The following is a 19,310-nucleotide window of genomic DNA, read 5'->3' as shown; positions in this document are numbered from 1 at the left end:
CCAAGACGAGCGTGCGCGGTGGACCCGAAGCCGGCGCGATCGAGTAGGGTGTCGACATGAGCGCCGCAGCGAACGAACGAGCCGCCCAACTCCTCGAGCGTGTCCGCGCGGTCGTGCCGCAGCTGGCCGAGGAGGCCGCGGCTTCCGAGGAGCTGCGACGGCCCACCGACCGCGCCGTGGAACTGGTACGCGACAGCGGCGTCTTCCGCGCCCTGCTCCCCCGCGAGTACGGCGGCGACGCGCTCGATCTCGACACCTTCTGCGACGTGGGCATGACCCTGGGCGAGGCGGATACCTCGCTCGCCTGGTGGACCACCTTCCTGGTGGAACACAACTGGCTCTTCTGCCATTTCCCCGAGTCGTTCTCGAAGAGCCTCTACGCCGACGCCGAACCGGTGCTGGCGCCCGCCGCGATCCACGGCGAGTCCAGTTGCCGCACCGTCGACGGAGGCTTCGTGCTCGACGGGCGCTGGCGCTGGGGCAGCGGGTCGTCCCACTGCTCCTGGGTGATGGTCGGCGGCGACCCGGGTGGAGACGGCGGACCCGCCCCCCGCTTCTTCGCGGTGCCGCGCGACCAGGTGGAGATCGACGACGTCTGGCACGTGGCCGGCATGCGCGCCACGGCAAGCAACGACGTCGTCTTGCACGAGGTCTTCGTTCCCGAAGAACAGAGCATGTCGCTCCTCGACGCGGTGTCCGGGAACGGCCGTGGCGCCCGGCTCTGGTCGGATCCGATCTTTCGCACGCCGATGGTTCCAGTGCTGATGACCGCGGCGTCGACCCCGATCATCGGCCAGGCCCGCAGCGTCGTGCGGCGCTTCGCCGAGAAGACCGCGGCGCGCGTGCGCATGCTCGGCAGCAAACCCGAGAGCGCGAAGAGCTCGATCCAACGGCGCATCGCCGAAGCCGAGGCCGGCTTGCAGGACGCGGAACGTCGGATGCGAGACACGATCGCCGACGTCATGGCGCGACGCGGCGACGCCAGCATGCTCGACCGCGCGCGCTGGGCGCTCGCGATGACGCGCTCGGTGCACCAGGCCCGCGACACCATCCAGCTCGTATCCAACGCCAGCGGCGGTAGCGCCCAGTTCTCCACCGATCCGCTGCAGCGCGCCCTGCGCGACGCCAACGTGGTCGTCGGCCACATCGCCTTCGATGCCGACGCGCGCCACGAACTCTACGGTCGCCTCCGGGTGGGGCTCTCGCCGGACAGCTTCCTGGTCTGAGGGCTACGCCCTCACAGCGCGCGCAACCGCGGCTACGGCGCCAGCCCGAAGCGCTCGACGTACCCGGCGAAAGCGTCCCGCACGGCGCGCGGATCGACCCCGTAGTCCTCGGCCGCGTACTCGTGAACCCCGTGCTTCCCCTTCGGGTTGTCGTCGATGAATGCGCGCACCCGGGCCTCGGCCTCGGCGCTCATCGGGATCCCGAAGGCCTCATAGATCCGGCGTACCGTCGCGAAGGGGTCCGCGACGAAATCCGAGAACAGGACATCGGTGAACTGAGCGTCGGGGTAGTCCCGGGCGTTTCGGACCGCGAGGGTGCGCGCCACCACTTTCTGCAGGCGCGCCGTCCAGTCGGCCGCAATCTCCTCGCGGTCGACGGAATCGCTCCCCATCGTCCGAACCAAGGACGTCAAGCTCGCGTAGGAGGTCATCGAGTCGACCGGATCGCGGTGGGTGAAGACGATCCGCGCGTCGGGGTAGGTCTCCAGCAGATGGGCGAGCCCCCACATATGGGCGCCCGTCTTCAGGATCCAACGATCGCGCGCGTGCCGTGATTGGAGGTGTTGGAGCTGTTTCCGGTGGAACGCGTAGACCGGACCGAAATCGGCTTCGTCATCGACCCAGTCCTGGTAGCTCGGAACGCGGAACTGGTTGTGGAAGAGCGGCGTGATCATCGCCTCCCCCATCATCGTGACGCACTCCTGGGTGAGTTCGGCCCCCATCGGGTGCATCGCCTTGAAGCCCGGGATCTGGTCGAAGACGTCGGGGAACGTGGCGGCGCATTGGGCGATGCGGGGGTCGGTGTCGAAGGTCGCGGCCTCCGGGGGCGGCGACGGGAACATCGTCTCCCACGTCATCGGGGCGCGATTCGACGGGTCCTTCGCCAGGATATCGTGGAGGATCGTCGTGCCTGTGCGCGGAAGCCCAACGATGAACACGGGCTTCTCGATCTCTTGCTTCGCGATCTCGGGATGCGTCTTGCGGTCGTCGACGTAGCGCAGCCGGTTCACCGCATGACCGAGTGCCCGTTCCTTCGCGATCACGCGTCCAAGGGGATTCAGTTTCCCTTCCGACTCCAGGGAAGCGCTGAACCGCTCCAACCCCTCGCGAAACGGCTCTTCGCCGAGGTCCGTGAGCCCATCGGCGCGTTGGGACGCCTCGGCGAGGAGATCGTCGGGTTCGAGGCTGACGTCGGGCGTGGTCATCAGAGGCTCCTGCGCTGCGTACGGCCCCGGCTCGTCGGAAGCCGGAGGAAACCGCCAGCGGGATAGCACGCCTCCGTCCGGCGCTCACGCTCCCGGCTCGCCCGGGCACCCCCGAATCGCGCGCACTCGATCGAAGCGAGCCGGACACGGGCCGGTCATGAACCGCTACCGTGTTCCGATCTGGACGATCACGCAGCCCCCTGACGGAATCTGCGCGGCGTCCCATCGAAAGGACCGCGCGTGGGCACGGATCTGCTGGGGCTCGAAGGCAAGGTCGCAATCGTCTCGGGCGTCGGACCCGGGCTGGGCGTGTCGACGGCCCGGCTTCTCGCGGAAGCGGGAGCGAAGCTCGTCTTGGCAGCACGCTCGAGCGACCGCCTCGAAGCACTACAACAGGAACTCGCCGCCACGGGTGCGGAAGCCATCGCGGTGCCCACCGACCTCGCCGACCCGCGACAGGCGGCAGGTCTCGCCGCCGCCGCCTTCGATGCCTTCGGCGCCGTCGACGTGCTGGTGCACAACGCGTTCACGGCAGGAGCCCCCGCCGGCGTGGTCGACGCCGACTATGAGGACTGGCGGCGCATCTTCGAGGTCAATCTCTACGGCCCGCTCGAGCTGACGAAGGCGTGCCGACCGCACCTCGTGCGCGCGGCCGCGGAACGCGGCGACGCTTCGGTCGTGTTCGTTACTTCCATGGCGATGCGGAAGGTGCGCGTGGGCGACGGGGCCTACGCCATCTCGAAGGGGAGTCTGCACACCACCGTGAAGATGCTGGCCCTGGAACTCGGCCCCGAGCAGGTGCGCGTGAACGCAGTGGCGCCAGGCTGGATCGATGGCCCGAGCGTCCAGCAGTGGATCACCTGGGACGCGTCGCAGCGGGGGGTCAGCGAAGCCGAAGTGCGCGGCGAGATCGAGGCGCGGATCCCGCTCGGGCAACGCATCCCCACGTCGGACGACATCGCGGGCTCGGTCCTCTTGATGGCCTCGCCCCGCTCGCTCGCGGTGACGGGGCAGACCCTCGATGCCAACGGCGGCGAGTACTTCGCCCAATAGGACACCCGATGGAGAAGCTCATCTACCTGCTCGGCTCGGAGATGGAGCCGAACGCGCTTCGAGAGGCGCTGGTCGGACCCGTCGCCGAACGGCTCCTCGCGACGGATCTCCTCGAGTTGGAGGTCTACGTGAGCGACCAGCGTGGCCCCGACGCGCCGCCCGTCGAGAGCCAGATGGATCCGCTCGGCCTGATGTCGGCGAGCATCTCGGTCTGGCTCGACAGCGTCGACGGCCGAACCCCCATCGAGGAGGCGCTTCGGGGCGTGAGCACGCGACTCGCGGGCTACTCGGTCGCTGAGTCGACTCCCCGAGAGTACGCGAAGCGCGACTGGCCCGACGGGGTCACGAGTCCGACGGTTTCGATCGGCACCGCCCTCGGTCCGAAGCCTGGCCTCTCGGACGACGAGTTCTTCGCGTGTTGGCATGGATCGCACACGCCCCTTTCGTTGCGCATCCACCCGCTCACGCGTTACGTGCGCAACACCATCGCCCGGCCCGTCACCGAGGACGCCCCGCCCTATCGTGGGATCGTCTTCGAATCGGTCGCCTCCCTCGAGATCCTCACGGATCGCGACGCCTTCTACGGAAGCGAAGAAGGCCAGCGTGAAGCGGTGGCCGATCTGCTCCGCTTCGTGAACTTCAAGACCATGGGCTCGGTGACGATGAGCGAGACGATCCTCCGAGCGGCGCCCTGGCGAAGTCCCTTGGCCTGATCAATCGTCCGGCGTCACGGCGCGGGCCTTCGCCTCGCGTTCCGCCAGACGTTTCGCCCGGCGTTCGCGACGCTCCTCGTAGGCATCGCGCGCCGCCTTGTAGGACTCCATCGCCCGATCGAAGTGATTCGGGTTGTAGAGCGTCTCGACCACCTTGAACAGGCCGTCGCCGTGGTACTGCAGCTCGGCGAAGACCTTCGCTTCGTGCCGACTGCCATCACCCACGTCGTCGAAGCGCGCCCAGAAGAAGGCCCACACGCTCTCGCGCGCTTCGTCGATGATGAACTCACCGACCGGGAAGCGACAGAGCTGGACCCAGGGCGCATCGGGGTCGACCCGATGCAACCGCTCCTCCAGCACCCGCACGATGCCTTCGCGCTTCCCGAGATGACCCAACGCGCAGTCGATCCAGGTGACGTCCTTGGTGAGCGCGGCTCCCAGGTGGTTCCAATCCCGCGTCTTCCCGGCGAGTGCGAGCTGTTTGCGGAAGTGATCGAAGGCCTCCTCGATCTCTTCCCGCGGAAAGCGTCCGCGGGTGCCGCGGGCCGCCCGCGCGTCGGCGTGCGCCGCACCGATCGTGTCGGGCGGAGTCGCTGCTGCGAACGTCGGGATGTCGGCGAAGGCGCGCGCCGCATCTGCGCGCGCGGCGCGGGTCGTCGCGTCGGCGCCGTCTCGTTCACACTCCGCGCGGACCTCGACCCACTCCTCGACCATCCGCACGTAGGCGTGTGGGTTGTAGAGGTCTTCCTCGTAGCTGAAGAGTCCGTGTCCGTCGTAGCGCAGCATGGTCAAGCAGTTCTCTTGGAAAACGCGGCCGTTGCCCGGATCCTCCATCCGGTTCCAGATCTGCGACCAGACCCAACCGCGGTCCTCGTCGACGAGGTAGGCCTTCACCGGGTATTGGTTGACCCAGACCCAAGGCGTGTCTTCGCTCTTGTGCATGAGCGCCGCCATCTCGCGCGCGATGGCGGCTCGCCCACCCCATTCGCCCACCTGATGTTCCAGGTAGGTGGCGTCCTCGGTGAACATCTCGCCCCAGCGGTGCCAGTCACCCGAGCGCGCTGCGGCGCGGCCCTGCACCTGATAGGTCTTGAAGGCGCGCTCGATCTCTTCCTTGCTCCACCGTCCCATGCAGGGCCCCTTTACCATGTCGTCTGGAGATGACAACGCAGTGTAGACTATGGAGCCGATGCTTCGGATCGGAGTTCAGTTCGACACGCGCGCCGCGCCCGACGCAGAGAGCCTGCTCGCGGACTTCGAGGTAGCCGAAGCGGAAGGCTTCGACAGCCTTTGGATCGGCCAGATCTTCGCCCACGACGTGCTGACCCTGTTCGCGATGGCCGGGCTCCGCACGAAGCGCATCGAGCTGGGCACCTCGGTCGTGCCGCTCCCCACCCGCCACGTCGCGACCCTCGCCCAGCAGGCCCTCACCACCCAGCTGGCCTCCCGCAACCGCCTGTGCCTGGGCGTCGGCAGCGGCCATGCGGTGATCCTCCAGAAGAAGCTCGGGCTCGACGGCGACCGGATGCTCAGCCGGACACGGGAAACGCTCGAGGTGTTGCGCCCGCTCCTGCGCGGGGAATACGTGAAGTACGCGGGGGAGTTCGAACGGGTGCGCGTCGATACGCCGGTGCCCGGTACCGAGGCGCCGCCGGTGATCCTCGCTGCGCTCGGGCCCAGGATGATCGAGCTGGCCGGCGAACTCGCCGACGGCGTGACCCTCGTCTTTGCGGGACCCGATTTCATCGCAGGGCACGTCGCGTCGCGACTGCCCGCCGGAAAGCGCATCGTCGCGAGCGTCCCCGTCGCATTGACCGACCGAGGCGCAGCCATCGAGGAACTGGTGAACGCCTATACGGCCCCCTCCATGGCCCTCGCGCCATACCAGCGCACGATGCAGACCCAGGGCTTCGAGCGCGTGAGCGAGCTCGCGATCGTGGGGAACGAACAGACCCTCGAGGCCGGCCTGGCGAGGCTCGATGCGAGCGGCGCGACCGACCTGAACCCGATCCTCGTGTCGGGGGAGGCGGACCCGGAGTGCGCATCTCGCACCCGGGCTTTCCTCGCCGAGCGCGCGCGGCGCGGGCGCGGCGAAACCTGAGCAAGGCGCCGGTGCGGCGCGCTAGCGCAGGTGTCCCACGTCGTAGCGCTTGACGGCGAACCAGCCGCCCAGGAGCAGATCGCCGTCCTCGAGCAGCGTCGTGATCCCGCCCCAGTTGTTCCAGAGCACCGAGTCGTCGGGAAACGTCCAACGGGCGACGGTCTCACCGGTGGCGAAATCGATCGCCCGGTACTCGTACACGCTGTCGACGCGCGTGGCGACGTAGGCGAGGCCGTTCTGCGGAGAGATCGCCGGCGGCATCCAGTCCGTGTTGTCGATGTCTTCGAGGAACCAGCCCTCCTCGAAGCGGTTCTCCGCGACGTTCCAATCGAACTTCTGGGCACCGCGCGGGGCCGGACGCGTCTCGCCCGCCAGGAACGCATTGCCGATGATGTTCAGCGGAGCGGGTGCCGACTCGGGATAGGTCGAGTTGAGGACGATCACCCCGGTTCCGTAGGCCGCCGGCGAGGCCTCGACGGTGAGAGGACTCACCTGGATCCGGATCGCGTCGGCCACCCGCCGCGAGGGCGTGCCGGGCTTCTGCTCGAAGCCTTCGGGAATCGCGTCGCGCCAGAAGGCCACCAGCTGGGCCCCATCGCGACTGCCGTCGGAAATCAGGACGAGCTTGTCTTCATCGTCGCCGAAGCCCATCAGCGTCGGCGTCGTCCCCGAGCCGTGCGACGCCGCCCCCCGCGAGATGGCCTCGCCTTCGGGCAGCGCTTCGTAGGGCGAGACCCAGCCTCCATCTTCCTCTTCGACCGAGAGGCGCTTCCCGTCCCAAGCCACGCCGCGCATCGCCTTCGAAGTGACGACGTAGATGCGCTTCTCGTCGACCGCGATCGAGTTCTCCACGTGCTCACCGGGCGGGAAGAGGAGAACATCCTTGCGCACGAGTTCCCGGTCGAAGATGAAGAGCCCGCCCTTGGACGCGACGGCGAGGTGGCCGTCGTAGGTCATCGAGATCCCGAGGATCCGCGTCACCTCGCGCTTCGCCTCCTCGGGAAGGCCCTCGGTGATCGACGTCGACGCGATCGGACGTAGCGGCGCGTCCCGCTCGTTGCCATCCGTGGACTTCAGCAGGCGGATCGCGTCGTAGAAGGTGTAGTGGTAGCCGTCGCGATCGATGATCCCGTAGGCACCCGATCCGCCGTTGTGCTCGCGCAGCCCGAGGTCATAGAGCAGGTAGGCGGACTGGAAGAGCAGCCGCCAGTCCTGCTTCCCGCGCCGGCGCTCGTCGATCTTGCGTCGATGCCAATCGAGATCCTCGTGCGAGACCACGGCGTCTTCCGAGCCCGGATAGGACATGAAGGAGACCAGCGCGAAGTTCTCCCCGGTCGCGTCGATCTTCGCGAGGCCGTGCGGCGTACCGGCGATCACGGTCGTGTGATCGCCCACCTTCTTGACGATCGGTGCAGAACACCAGGACACGGGAACGGTCTTCGCGTCGGCGCGGGTGAGCGGCTTGCCCTTCGTCGGTCCGGCCACGACCGTCGTGTCGGTCTGCCCCGGATCGTGGTGGGACATCGGGTAGGGGCCATCGGCCGCGAAGGGGTTCCGCGGCGCCAGGGTGTGGAGCGCCCGCTCCGGGGTGTCCGCCCAAATCGGGGCCGCGAGCACACCTGCCGCCAACGCGATCACCAGGGCGGTCCAACCGGGACGGGAGGCAACGGGCATGGGAACTCCTCGCGGTCTGGCCGGCTCGTTCCGAGCGGCCGGGCCAGGGTGACCAGCGTTCGCGGGGCTGTCCAGCGCTTGCCGCGCGGAAGATAGGCATCCCCCGGCCACGCTTGGAGCTATCCTCCCCGGGTGAGCCGAAGCACTTCGCCGGTCTCCCCGCCCTTTGCAGACCGACCGCATCGAAACCGGGGCCGGGAGCGACGTCGAGCCTGCCTTCGGTGGTGGAGCGCCGCTCTCGTGGCCCTGTTCGCGGCCGCGACCCACGCCGAGGAACCGGGCGCAGCCGATCTGTTCAGCCGCCACAAGGACCGGGTCTTCCAGGTTCGGGTCGTCGATCGCGAGGCCGAGAACAAGTCGTCCCTGGGAACCGGCTTCCTCGTCGCCGAAGACCGACTCGTCGCCACGAACTACCACGTGATCTCCCAGTTCGTGGACTATCCCGAGCGCTACCGCCTGGAGTACCTGGACCAGGCCGGAAAGGCGGGCGCGCTCACCCTGCTCGACGTCGACGTCGTGCACGATCTGGCGCTGTTGCGCACCGACGACCCGATGCCGGCGCCGCTCGAACTGGCCGAGACGCCTCCCGAGCAGGGCGTCACGATCTACTCCCTCGGCAACCCCTTCGACATCGGCTTCACCGTCGTCCCCGGCACCTACAACGGCATCGATCGGGGCAGCTACTACGAACACATCCACTTCTCGGGCTCCATCAACTCGGGGATGAGCGGCGGTCCCGTACTCGACCGTCAGGGCCGCGTCGTCGGAGTCAACGTCTCCACCGCCGGAAATCAGGTCAGTTTCCTCGTGCCCAGCAAGGCTCTGGGACGATTGATCGGGGAGTGGCGAGACCGCGAGGGCGCGATCGAGAGCTTCCGGGAGCGGATTCGCGACCAGCTCTTCGCCAACCAGGAGCGCTTCATGGCGCGCCTGCTCGCCGAAGAGTGGCCCGAGGAGGAGATGGCGAGCGCCCGGGCGATCGGCGAGCTCAAGCCCTTCGTGAAGTGCTGGGGCAGCTCGAGCGAACCCGACGCTCTCTACAAGTCGATCTCGAACTTGTGCGCGAGCGACCAGGGCATCTTTCTCCGTTCGGGCTTCAACACGGGTGTGCTCGCCTACCAGTTCATCTGGCTCGAGGCCCACGAGCTCGAGGCGCCGCGCTTCCAGACCCAGTACCAGTCGGTCTTCGAGAGCTTCCGTCCCGACAACGTCGCCGGCGAGGACGACGCGGGAGACTTCGTCTGTGACGAATCCTTCATCACCGACGAGCGCGGGCACACGGACAAGACCGTCCTCTGCATCCGCGCCTATCGCGAGTACGAGGAGCTCTTCGATGCGCTGTTCATTCGCGGATCCGTCGATACCCCGCGCAGCGCGTACATGAGCCACTTCACGCTGGCAGGCATGAGCCGCGCGTCGATCGAACGCTTCCTCGAGCGCTTCCTGGAGGCGGCGGGACGTTGAACCTCGGAGAAGAACCGTTGGGCGTCCGAGCAGAGCCCTCCGACGACGCGCTCTCGAGCGGCGAAGAGGAAGCCGCCACGACGATCGTCGAGGTGCGGGGTGCCGGGGGCCAGCTCCTCGAGCGATTCCGCACGACGGCGCGCACGATCGCCATCGGCCGTTCCTTCGAGAACGATCTGATCGTCGACGACGTCTACGTGTCGCCACGGCACCTGCGGCTCGAGCGCATCGACGCGGGCTGGCGCTTCGTCGACCTGGATTCCACGAACGGCCTCGGCCACCCCGGCTCCGCCGCACGAGACGGCCACATCGCTTCGGGGGACACCCTCACCCTCGGTCGCACCACACTCCACGTCTTCGATGAGCACCACGAGGTCGAACCGGCCCAGCCTCTCGAGTGGACCGAGATCTGGCTCGCGGGGCTCGGACGCCTTCCCATCGTGACGACGCTCGTCGCGCTGCTCGTCGGGGAAACCGCCGTCGAGACCTACTGGAGCAGCGTCGAAGCGCTCGAAACCGAAACCCTGCTGGCGCCGGCACTCTCGCTGCCCTTCGTCTGGGCGATCGTCGCCGCGGTCTGGGCGCTCGTCGGGCGTGTCATTCGGCACCGCGCCCACTTCCTCGCCCACCTGTCGATCTGGATCGGGGTCGATCTCGTCGAATCGGTGACGACCTTCGTCGCTGGCTGGCTCGGCTACAACGCGAGCAGCGCCGCACTCCAGGACGGGATCGAGATGATCCTGGGCACGCTCTCCCTGTCCGCGGCGATCTGGGCGAGCATCAGCCTTGCCACCGGGCTGCGTCCCCGAGCCCGCCTGTACGCGGCCGGCGGGACGGCCGCCGTGCTCCTCGGCCTCAATCTGATCTGGACGCTGGCCACCGAGGACGGCTTCTTCTCGTTCGGGCCCGACTACTACACACCGGTACGCCAGCCCGCGCTCTTGTTCGCCACTCCGGAACCCGCGTCCTCCCTCGGAGAGTCGCTTCCCGGCCTCTTCGAGGAGGCCCGTGCGCTCGCGGACGAGGATCTGGAGGCGGAGGTCTCCGCGCCTTCCGATTCCACCGAGCCCTCGGACTAGGCCCAGCTGCCGTCGGCGGCTAGCCCCGCGACGCGGAAGCGAGGGCCGCGGCGCCGAGCAGGGGCGTGGTGTCCGCGGTGATCATCCACACCGGGATCGACGCCGCGTAGTCCGTCATCGGATCGTGTCGCACGAAGCGCGTGACGAACTCGCTGGCTTCGAGAATGGGGCGGATTCGCGGCAGGATCCCGCCCCCGAGGTAGACCCCGCCGAGCGCCCCCGAGACGACCGCCACGTCGCCAGCGAAGGAACCGAGCACGGCGCAGAAGACGTCCACCACGCGCCGGGACACCGAGCCCGGCTCGGCCAACGCCTCCTCGGTGATCTCCTCGGGTCGCGTCTCCCGCGGAACGCGTCCCTCGAGCTGACCGAGAGCGCGGTCGATGTGGACCAGACCGACACCCGAGAGCAGTCGCTCCCAGGAGACGAAGTCGAAGTCATCGGCGAGCACCCGGCGGATGCCCGCCTCTTCTTCCGTCCGCGGAGCGAACCCGGCATGGCCACCTTCGGTGGGAACCACCACCCAGCCGGTCTCGCTCGGCACGAGGAGTCCGAGCCCGAGCCCCGTACCGGGGCCGAGTACGGCGCAGGGCGCGTCGGCCTTGGGCGTGGCGTCGTGGATGGGCACCAAGTCAGCCCGAGCGGTCAGCGGGGCACCGCGCGCCTGAGCCGCAAAGTCGTTCACCGCCAGCAGCGATTCGAGTCCGAGATCGCGGGCCAGAGTGTCCGGGTGGAAGCTCCAGCTCGCATTCGTCAGCTGCACGACGCCCGACCCGACCACGGCGGCCGCCGCCATGCAGCCTCGCAGCGGACGTTCGCCGTCGTAGCTGTCGAGGTAGTCGCGTGCCGCGTCGCGAAGCTCCGCGAACTCCTCGTTCTTGAAGCGGCGTACGTGATCGAGCGAAAACCCACCCTCGGGTCCCCCCCGAGCGATCGCGAAGCGCGCGTTCGTGCCGCCGATATCGGCGACGAGATAGCTCGGCCCCGTCCTCATGCCGTCATGCCTTCGACCTGGCTCCTCGCGATCGCTTGCGGGCCTCACGATACAGCGACTCCCCGCACCGCTGCGAACTTGCGACTCGACGCAGCTCCCTGGGCCGAAGCATGCGACGATGGCGCGTTGGTCTCGGGCTTCGCGACGCCCAGATCAGGCTTCGGCAAATACGAAGGGGATCGCGCTGAGTGAGGAGGTGGGCATGACGGGTTTCGAAGGAAAAGTGGCGATCGTGACGGGTGCGGCCCGCGGCACCGGCGCGGCCGTCGCCGAGCGCTTCTGCGCCGAGGGCGCGCGCGTGGTGTTGGGGGACGTCCGCGACGACGCCGGCGCCGCGACGGCGGCGCGCCTCGGAGGCCATGCGTCCTTCGTCCGCCACGACGTGACGGATGCCACCCAGTGGTCCGCGCTCGTCCGCCGGACACTCGATCAGTTCGGGCGCATCGACATCCTCGTGAACAACGCGGGCGTGCTTCACCAAGGGGCCATCGAGCGCACCTCCGAGCACGACTTCCGCCGGCTCCTCGAGGTCAACACTCTCGGACCCTTCCTCGGCATTCAGGCCGTCGCGCCCCCCATGCGGGAGCAGGGCGCGGGTTCGATCGTCAACGTCGGCTCGATCGACTCGCTCGCCGCCATGAACGGCCTGACCGCGTACTGCGCCTCGAAATTCGGGCTGCGCGGCCTCGCGAAGGCAGCGGCCCTCGAGCTCGGCCGCGACGGGATTCGCGTCAACACGGTTTGCCCGGCCGGCGGCAACCCGGAGATGTACGCGCCGTGGATGGACCAGGTGATGGGATTCCTCGACGAGACGCTGGCCTACAACGAGAACCGGGGCATTCCGGGCTCGGCCCCGATCGAGAGCATCGTGGACGCCATCGCCTTCCTCGCCGGCGACGCCAGCCGACACTGCACGGGAGTCGACCTTCCCGTGGATGGCGGCGCCACCGCGGGTTGCTTCGTGCCCGGCTTCAACACCCTCTAAGAGGGTCGGCGAGTCGCCTTCAGAGCTTGGCGATGATCTCGTCGGCGAACCGCCGCACGCTGTCGAACACGACGTCGCGCGGCGGGTCGATCAGCGGTTTTCCGTAGAGCACCCACGGTGCGGTGGTGGCGAAGGTCACGCCGGCGTCGCGCATGCGCCGGTAGCCATCGAGGTCGAAGGCATCCACGCAAGCCGTGCAGACCTCGAAGGGACCGCTGCGCCCGGCCTCGACGCGCATCGCGGCGATCTCCTCCAGGCCTGCCCGGGTCTGCTCGACCGTCAGGTAGGCCGGGGCCCAACCGTCGCCCAGGCGCGCCGCGCGACGCATCGCAGGCTTCGAGATGCCGCCAATGACGATCGGGACTCCGCCCTCGACCGGAGGACGCATGGTCATCGGCGGCAGATCGAAGAACTCGCCGTGGTGCTCGACGGTGTCTCCGGTCCACAGCTTGCGCATGACTTCGATCATCTCGTCGGTGCGGGCACCGCGCCGTTCGAAGGGAACGCCCACGAGCTCGAACTCTTCACGCGTCCAACCGAGGCCCACGCCGATGCGCATGCGACCGCCGGACAGGAACGCGGCCGTGCCCGCCGCCTTCGCCACGAGCACCGGGTCGCGCTGGGGAAGGACGTAGACGGCCTGACTGAAGAGCAGGGTCTTGGTGACCGCCGCCATCATGCCCGAGGCCACCCACACGTCGGGCCACTCGGTTTCGCGGTGCCACATGCGCTCGTCGGACTTTCCGTACGGATACTTCGACGCGATCTGCTCGTGGTAGACGAGGTGGTCACCCATCACCATCTCGCCGTAGCCATGGGACTCGACGACGGGCGCCAGCTCGAGGAAGTCGGCGGTGTTCGTGAACTGGGTGGAGAGACTGAACTGCACGCGGACGGACCTCTTCGTGTTCCTCCGGCTCTCGCGAGCGGGGAGCGGGTCCGAGAGGTGTAGCACCCGGCGTCTGGCCGACGGACGCGCCCGGCTGTCAGTCGGCGTGGGTGCGACGCGCGGCGGCGGCGGCATCCGCCGCCAGCGCGGCGGCCTCGCGGGCATCGACTCCCAGGGCGCGAAGTCCGCGTTGCACGGCCTGCTCCGGGGCGTCGGGAGCGGCGTGGCCCTCGACCATGCGGCGGATCGTCATCGCCACCAGCCCGGTGACCTGGTCGAGCGTCGCGTCGTCGGGCAAGACGCCGTCGGCTCCCGAGCGACCCGGCTCCGGCGCGAAATCGAAGCGCCCGCTCGCCGCGCCGTCGGCGAGGTCTTCGCGCAGATAGCGCGCCAGCTCGATACCCGAGCCCGGCCGGCCCAGCAGGCGCAGCATCACCCGGGCCCAGGTTTCGTCCTCGCGCGCGTGGAGCAGCACGCGCGTCGTGGCCATGGCGAAACGACGGGCCGGGTCTTCGATCGGCTCACGAGCGGCGGCAGCCGCCAACGAGAGGGCCGTGTGCTCGGCGAGTGCTTCGAGCAGCACCTCTCGATCGGCGAAGTAGTTGTAGAAGGTGCCGTTGGAGACGTCGGCCTCGGCCACGACGTCGCTCACGGTCAGCCCCTGCCCTTTCGACGCGAGCACGCGGAGTCCCGCCTCCACCAGCTGGCGGCGCGTCCGCTCCTTCTTCTTGTGGCCCCGGGTGCGTCGGGCTCCAGAGGTGTCGGGCATGGGGAGAGCCTAGGCCAAAACGACGCCATTCCCAATATTGACAATAGTCCCAATTATGGGGATACTGGCTGCCCGAGCCCGCGGAAGGGGCTTCGAAGCACGTGCGCACACGAGGAGTTCCCCCCATGGACCTTGGGATTCGAGACCGCCAGGCCATCGTCTGCGCATCGAGCCGCGGCTTGGGTCGCGCCTGCGCGGAGGCCCTGGCACGCGAGGGGGTCCACGTCACGCTGAACGGTCGCGACGCGGGCACCCTCAAAGAAACCGCCGAAGCGATTCGCGCGGCTCACGGCGTCCGGGTCGAGACGGTGGTCGGCGACATCGCAGCGGAGACCACCCAGCGGGCGCTCCTCGACGCCTGCCCGGCGCCGGACATCCTCGTGAACAACAACGGCGGCCCACCGCCCGGCCGCTTCGCCGATTGGGATCGCGAGGCCTGGCTCGCGGCCCTCGACGCCAACATGCTCGCACCGCTCGCGATGATCCGGGCCGTGCTCGAAGGCATGTGCGAACGCAGCTTCGGACGCATCGTGAACATCACGTCGGCGATGGTGAAGACGCCGCGCGCACCGATGGGGCTCTCCACCGGCGCACGCACCGGTCTCACGTCGATGTCCAAGGCCCTCGCTCACGACGTCGCCGCTTCGAACGTCACGATCAACAACCTGCTGCCTGAACGCATCGACACGGCGCGACAACGCGGGATGGCCGAGCTGCACGCGAAGCTCGGTGGGATCACGCTCGAAGAGGCCTACGACGCAATGAAGGCCACGATCGCGGCCGGTCGCCTCGGCCGCCCCGAAGAGTTCGGCGACGCATGCGCGTTCCTGTGCAGCGCTCAGGCCGGCTTCATCTCAGGACAGAATCTGCAGCTCGACGGCGGAAGCTACGCCGGGCTGATCTAGGAGACGTCATGGCACAATTCGAGGTTCCCTTCCTCGTCGTGGGTGCCGGCCCCGTCGGCATGATCGAGGCTCTGCTGCTGGCGCATCGAGGGCGCCGGTGCTTCGTGGCCGAGCGACGCGCCGGCCCCCAGACCGCACCCGCCGCACACGTGGTGAACGCGCGAACCTTCGAGATCTGTCGTCAGGCCGGACTCGACATGGCCGCCGTCGAGGCGGCTTGCAAACGACCAGAGGACGCGGGCCACGTCCGCTTCGTCACGCGTCTCGCCGGAGAGTCCATCGGCCACCTGCCCTTCGAGCGGCAGGGCGAAGAATGCTTGCGGTTCACGCCCACCCCGCTGCGCAACCTCTCCCAACACCGCTTCGAGCCGATCCTCGTCGAGGCGCTCCGCAAGGAGCCGAACATCGACCTGCGCTACGGCTGGCAGTGGGAGGAGAGCCGGCAGGATGCGAGCGGGGTCAGCTCGACCCTGCGCGACCTCGACAGCGGTGAACGCCACGAGGTCCGCAGCCGCTACGTGATCGCGGCCGACGGTGCCGGCAGCCGTGTGCGTCGGTCGCTCGGCATCGAGATGCAGGGCCCGCCGCGCCTCGAGAGCTTCCTGATGATCCACTTCGGGGCGAATCTGCGCGAGATCGTCCGGGATCGTCCGGGCGTTCTCCACTTCGTGATGGATCCCGAGGTCCGCGGTGCCTTCATCGCCCACGACATCGACCGCGAGTGGGTGTTCATGCACGGCTTCGACCCGGACGCGGAGAGCGAGGACGACTTCGACGACGCCCGCTGCCGAGAACTCGTGTCGAACGCCATCGGATGCGAGGTCCCGCTCGAGATCCTGCACAAGGGCAGCTGGCACATGAGCTCGCAGGTCGCCGACGGCATGCGCAAGGAGCGGATCTTCCTCGCCGGCGATGCGGCCCACCGCTTCCCCCCGACGGGAGGCCTGGGTTTGAACAGTGGGTTCCAGGACGCGCACAATCTCGCCTGGAAGCTCTGCGCGGTCGAGGACGGTTGGGCCCCGCCCGCGCTCCTCGACACCTACGCCGCCGAGCGCCTGCCCGTGGCCCACGAGAACACCCAACAGAGTCTAAAGAACGCGCTGAAGATGGTGCTGCTGCCCCAGGCGTTGGGCACCGACACCGAGCCGACGCGTGCGCGCATCGAGGCCGCCCTCGCCGACCCGCAAACGCGCGCCGCAGCCGAGGTGGCGGTGCAGGAACAGGCCGAGCACTTCGACATGCTCGGGCTGCAGCTCGGCTACATCTACGGTGCGGGAGCGCTCGTGCCCGAGGGCACCCCGCCAAAGCTCGAGTCCGCCCGCGACTACGTGCCGACGGCACACCCGGGGGCGCGCTTGCCCCACGCCTGGATCGACGTCGCCGGCGAGCGCCGCTCGACCCTCGACTTGATCGAGGGCGACGGCTTGACCCTGCTGAGCGTGGGAGCGCACGAAGCCTGGGCCGACGCCATCGTCGAGGCCGGCGACGTTCCGATTCGGCTGGTTCGGATGGGGAACGACTTCCAGTTTTCCGACGACGAACGGTCCGACGACGGCTGGCGCACGACGTGCGGCCTCGACTCCAACGGAGCGCTGCTGATCCGTCCCGATCAGCACGTCGCGTGGCGAGCCCCCACCCTTCCCGACGCGCCGCGAACGGCGCTCGAAAGCGCGCTCACCCACATCCTGGGAGAACCGACATGACTGAACCGACCATCAAGGCGAAGCGGCTGAGCTATGTGCGCGTGGGTGCCCCCGACCTCGGGAAGGCGGAAGCCTTCCTGCTCGAGTTCGGGCTCGAGGTCGCCGCGCGGGCCGGCGGCGCCGTCTACCTGCGCGGCACCGACGCGAACCCCCACTGCTACGTCCTCACCCAGGGGGCGCCCGGTGTGCACGCGATCGCCTTCGAAGCCGACGAAGAGGCCGACCTCGCGAAGCTCGCCCAGCTCCCCGGCGCTTCCGCGATCGAGAAGCTGGACGAACCCGCCGGGGGCCAAGTCGTCCGCTTGCGCGACCCACAGGGAACGACCGTCGAAGTCGTCCACGGCCAGAGTGCGCTCGACGCAATCGACCCGGCGCCCTCGCACGCCTTCAACATGGATGGCAAGCGCCTCCGCGCAGGACCGCTCCCGAGCGTCCGTCCGGGGCCGTCTCACGTGCGACGGCTGGGGCATCTGGTGCTCGAGAGCGCCGACCCGGCTTCGGTGTACGACTGGTACCACGCACACCTCGGGCTCCGCAAAGCCGATGAAGTGCGCCTGCCCGACGGTACGACCCAGATGCGCTTCGCCCACCTCGACCGGGGTCCGGACTTCGTCGACCACCACGTCGTCGGCTTCCAGTACGCTCTCGACGAAGGCGCGCGGGTCCAGCACGTCGCGTTCGAGGTCGGAAACTTCGACGATCTGATGGCCGGCCACGAGTACTTGAAGAAGAAGAAGTACAAGAACGTCTGGGGAATCGGCCGGCACCGCTTCGGTGGACAGATCTTCGACTACTGGTCGAGCCCGTGGGGCGTCATCCACGAGCACTGGACGGATACGGATCTCGTCAACGAGGACAACGTTCCCACCGACGCCGACGTCGCGGGTCTGCAGGACTACTGGGGGCCGCCGCCGACGCCCGCGTTCCTGGTGGCGCGCTGGAACTGGAAAGCGATCCAGAACGTGGCGAGCCTGCTCGGCGCGCGCCTGCGCGGCGCGCGCAGCTGAAGTTCAGGAGGACCCATGACAACCCAGGTCGTTCGGTATCGGCAGGGCAGCGCGACCCGTTGGGGCATTGTGGACGGCGATGCAGTAGCGCCCCTCGAGGGGGACTACCCCACCACCCGCGCCTTCATGCGCGAGGGCGCCGAGCGTGCCCGCGCCGGCGCTACGAGCGGCGAGACGCTGGCGTTGGCCGACGTCGAAGTCCTGTGCCCGATCACCTCGGATCGCCAGTTCCTGTGCCAGGCGATCAACTACCACAGTCACATGCGCGAGTCGGGCATCGACCCGGCTTCGAGCCCCTTCAACATCTTCTTCCGCAAAGCCTCGTCCTGTCTGGCGCCAGCGACGACGGATATCGTCTCGCCGGCCCACGTCGAGTTCCTCGACTACGAAGTCGAGATCGGCCTCGTGTTCTCCCAGGACGTGAGCGCACCGATCGACGTGCGTGTCGCCAACCTCGGCGACTACGTGGGCGGCCTCGTGCTTCTGAACGACGTCAGCGCGCGCGACGTCCAGCTGCCGGAGATGCAGTTCTACAAGGGCAAGAGCTACCGCACCTTCGGGCCCGCGGGTCCGTTCCTGACCCTCGTCTCCGCCGATGAACTGGCGCGCTTCGACGAGCTGCGGCTCCAGCTCTCGGTGAATGGCGAGGAGCGACAGAACTCGCTCGCGAGCGACATGGTCCACAAACCCGCCCCCAGCCTCACCGAGCTCTCGGGTCTCCAGGACTGGGAAGCCGGCGATCTGCTGGCCACCGGCACCCCGGGCGGCTGCGCGCTCCAGGCGCCGGCGAAGCCGCTCGCCCTGGTCGCCCAGATCGTTTCTCCCGCCAGGCGACAGGCGCTGCTCCGGCGCGTGGCCGCCAACAACCCGAAGCGCCTGCGGCCGGGGGACGTGGTCGAGGCGAGGGTCCGCACCGACGACGGAGCCATCGACCTCGGCGTCCAGCGCAACAAGGTCGTCGCGGCGGCCGGCTAGCACTCACTGCCCGAGGCATGCCAACGCGGAGGAGCGCCCCAGGCCTACTACCTCGAATGCCGCGCACGTGGTCGGATCTGGATCGAGAGATGCGGTCGTACACCCGCGAAGTCATGGCGACCTGAACGATCTCGGGCCTCCGAACGGCGCCGGTCCGATGCGGCCCTTCTGGCGCCTACCGAAGATGCTGGAGGCCAACGCCGTCGGGCCGCGCAGATCTCGCTCTCAGAAGTGCGCCGCGGGCGAGTTCGACCTCGATCACTTCTGCGACATCGAACGTGAAGAGCGCGGCTTTCGCGTCGACGTGCTCCGGCACAACTCGATCGCTGCCCGCGAGGGAGAGCCGCTGCTCGGCTCCCCGTCACCCGCGGCGCCCTGAGCGCCAACGGAGCGACCGCCGCTTCGGCGTATCGCTTGTGCCGGCCGAAGGCGTCGGGGGGCGGCCCCGCAGGGGGCCCCCCCCCCCCGCAAAGGGCGCCCCAGCCCCAACCCCGCACCCAAGCACATAGGCACCCCACAAACAAAACACAAGGTAGGGGGTGCCAAGCCCAGCAGTTAGCGGTTGACG

General features: G+C 68.6%; 18 protein-coding genes. 12 read left to right on the top strand and 6 right to left on the bottom strand.

The window, feature by feature from the left end:
* Positions 1–56 precede the first annotated feature (56 nt).
* On the top strand, positions 57–1,226 hold the full coding sequence (locus AAF430_14065) for a hypothetical protein (GenBank protein MEM7411359.1): 1,170 nt from the start codon (positions 57–59) through the stop codon (positions 1,224–1,226).
* Positions 1,227–1,258: 32 nt separating this feature from the next.
* Here the strand turns inward: AAF430_14065 and AAF430_14060 are convergent, their stop codons facing one another.
* Positions 1,259–2,431: a sulfotransferase gene (locus AAF430_14060; protein MEM7411358.1), complete on the bottom strand. Its 1,173-nt coding sequence runs from the start codon at positions 2,429–2,431 to the stop codon at positions 1,259–1,261.
* Positions 2,432–2,671: 240 nt separating this feature from the next.
* On the opposite strand from AAF430_14060, the gene AAF430_14055 reads away from it, so the two are divergent.
* Positions 2,672–3,484 carry an SDR family oxidoreductase gene (locus tag AAF430_14055; protein MEM7411357.1) on the top strand — a complete coding sequence of 271 codons (813 nt, stop codon included), beginning with the start codon at positions 2,672–2,674 and terminating at the stop codon, positions 3,482–3,484.
* A gap of 8 nt (positions 3,485–3,492) precedes the next feature.
* The gene (locus AAF430_14050; GenBank protein MEM7411356.1) at positions 3,493–4,197 is read left to right on the top strand and encodes an EthD domain-containing protein; all 705 of its coding nucleotides are present in this window, start codon (positions 3,493–3,495) and stop codon (positions 4,195–4,197) included.
* On the opposite strand, the gene AAF430_14045 is transcribed toward AAF430_14050, so the two are convergent.
* Entirely contained in the window at positions 4,198–5,328 is a 1,131-nt protein-coding gene (locus tag AAF430_14045; GenBank protein ID MEM7411355.1) for a nuclear transport factor 2 family protein, read from the bottom strand.
* Positions 5,329–5,386: 58 nt separating this feature from the next.
* Between AAF430_14045 and AAF430_14040 the strand changes: the two genes are divergently transcribed.
* Positions 5,387–6,298, top strand: a complete 912-nt coding sequence (locus tag AAF430_14040; GenBank protein MEM7411354.1) for an LLM class flavin-dependent oxidoreductase — start codon at positions 5,387–5,389, stop codon at positions 6,296–6,298.
* A gap of 21 nt (positions 6,299–6,319) precedes the next feature.
* On the opposite strand, the gene AAF430_14035 is transcribed toward AAF430_14040, so the two are convergent.
* Positions 6,320–7,972, bottom strand: a complete 1,653-nt coding sequence (locus AAF430_14035) for a hypothetical protein (protein ID MEM7411353.1) — start codon at positions 7,970–7,972, stop codon at positions 6,320–6,322.
* A gap of 240 nt (positions 7,973–8,212) precedes the next feature.
* Here AAF430_14035 and AAF430_14030 point away from each other — a divergent pair, with 240 nt between their 5' ends.
* Positions 8,213–9,436 (top strand): serine protease, encoded by a 1,224-nt coding sequence (locus AAF430_14030; GenBank protein MEM7411352.1) that lies wholly within the window; start codon positions 8,213–8,215, stop codon positions 9,434–9,436.
* A 17-nt stretch (positions 9,437–9,453) separates the two neighbouring features.
* Positions 9,454–10,515 carry an FHA domain-containing protein gene (locus AAF430_14025; GenBank protein MEM7411351.1) on the top strand — a complete coding sequence of 354 codons (1,062 nt, stop codon included), beginning with the start codon at positions 9,454–9,456 and terminating at the stop codon, positions 10,513–10,515.
* A 19-nt stretch (positions 10,516–10,534) separates the two neighbouring features.
* Here the strand turns inward: AAF430_14025 and glk are convergent, their stop codons facing one another.
* On the bottom strand, positions 10,535–11,509 hold the full coding sequence (gene glk, locus AAF430_14020; protein ID MEM7411350.1) for a glucokinase: 975 nt from the start codon (positions 11,507–11,509) through the stop codon (positions 10,535–10,537).
* Between the two features lie 202 nt (positions 11,510–11,711).
* On the opposite strand from glk, the gene AAF430_14015 reads away from it, so the two are divergent.
* Positions 11,712–12,494, top strand: coding sequence for a glucose 1-dehydrogenase (locus tag AAF430_14015; GenBank protein ID MEM7411349.1), 783 nt, complete (start codon positions 11,712–11,714; stop codon positions 12,492–12,494).
* Between the two features lie 19 nt (positions 12,495–12,513).
* On the opposite strand, the gene AAF430_14010 is transcribed toward AAF430_14015, so the two are convergent.
* Together AAF430_14010 and AAF430_14005 are read right to left on the bottom strand one after the other, a co-directional pair.
* Entirely contained in the window at positions 12,514–13,383 is an 870-nt protein-coding gene (locus tag AAF430_14010) for a TIGR03619 family F420-dependent LLM class oxidoreductase (GenBank protein MEM7411348.1), read from the bottom strand.
* Between the two features lie 97 nt (positions 13,384–13,480).
* Complete coding sequence (locus AAF430_14005) at positions 13,481–14,152, bottom strand: TetR/AcrR family transcriptional regulator (GenBank protein ID MEM7411347.1); 672 nt, start codon at positions 14,150–14,152, stop codon at positions 13,481–13,483.
* A gap of 125 nt (positions 14,153–14,277) precedes the next feature.
* Between AAF430_14005 and AAF430_14000 the strand changes: the two genes are divergently transcribed.
* The 5 genes from AAF430_14000 to AAF430_13980 all read left to right on the top strand — a co-directional run bounded on the left by AAF430_14000 (position 14,278) and on the right by AAF430_13980 (position 19,121).
* Positions 14,278–15,057, top strand: a complete 780-nt coding sequence (locus tag AAF430_14000) for an SDR family oxidoreductase (GenBank protein MEM7411346.1) — start codon at positions 14,278–14,280, stop codon at positions 15,055–15,057.
* 8 nt (positions 15,058–15,065) lie between these two features.
* The gene (locus AAF430_13995) at positions 15,066–16,760 is read left to right on the top strand and encodes an FAD-dependent monooxygenase (protein MEM7411345.1); all 1,695 of its coding nucleotides are present in this window, start codon (positions 15,066–15,068) and stop codon (positions 16,758–16,760) included.
* Positions 16,757–17,767 carry a VOC family protein gene (locus tag AAF430_13990; GenBank protein MEM7411344.1) on the top strand — a complete coding sequence of 337 codons (1,011 nt, stop codon included), beginning with the start codon at positions 16,757–16,759 and terminating at the stop codon, positions 17,765–17,767. Before AAF430_13995 ends, AAF430_13990 begins: the two co-directional genes overlap by 4 nt.
* A 15-nt stretch (positions 17,768–17,782) precedes the next feature.
* Positions 17,783–18,742, top strand: coding sequence for a fumarylacetoacetate hydrolase family protein (locus AAF430_13985; protein ID MEM7411343.1), 960 nt, complete (start codon positions 17,783–17,785; stop codon positions 18,740–18,742).
* Between the two features lie 184 nt (positions 18,743–18,926).
* Complete coding sequence (locus AAF430_13980; GenBank protein MEM7411342.1) at positions 18,927–19,121, top strand: hypothetical protein; 195 nt, start codon at positions 18,927–18,929, stop codon at positions 19,119–19,121.
* Positions 19,122–19,310 lie beyond the last annotated feature (189 nt).

This window comes from Myxococcota bacterium, assembly GCA_039030075.1.
Lineage (GTDB): Bacteria > Myxococcota_A > UBA9160 > UBA9160 > SMWR01 > JAHEJV01.
The sequence above is the reverse complement of the archived record's forward strand: the minus strand, read 5'-3'. Positions and strand labels throughout refer to the sequence as shown.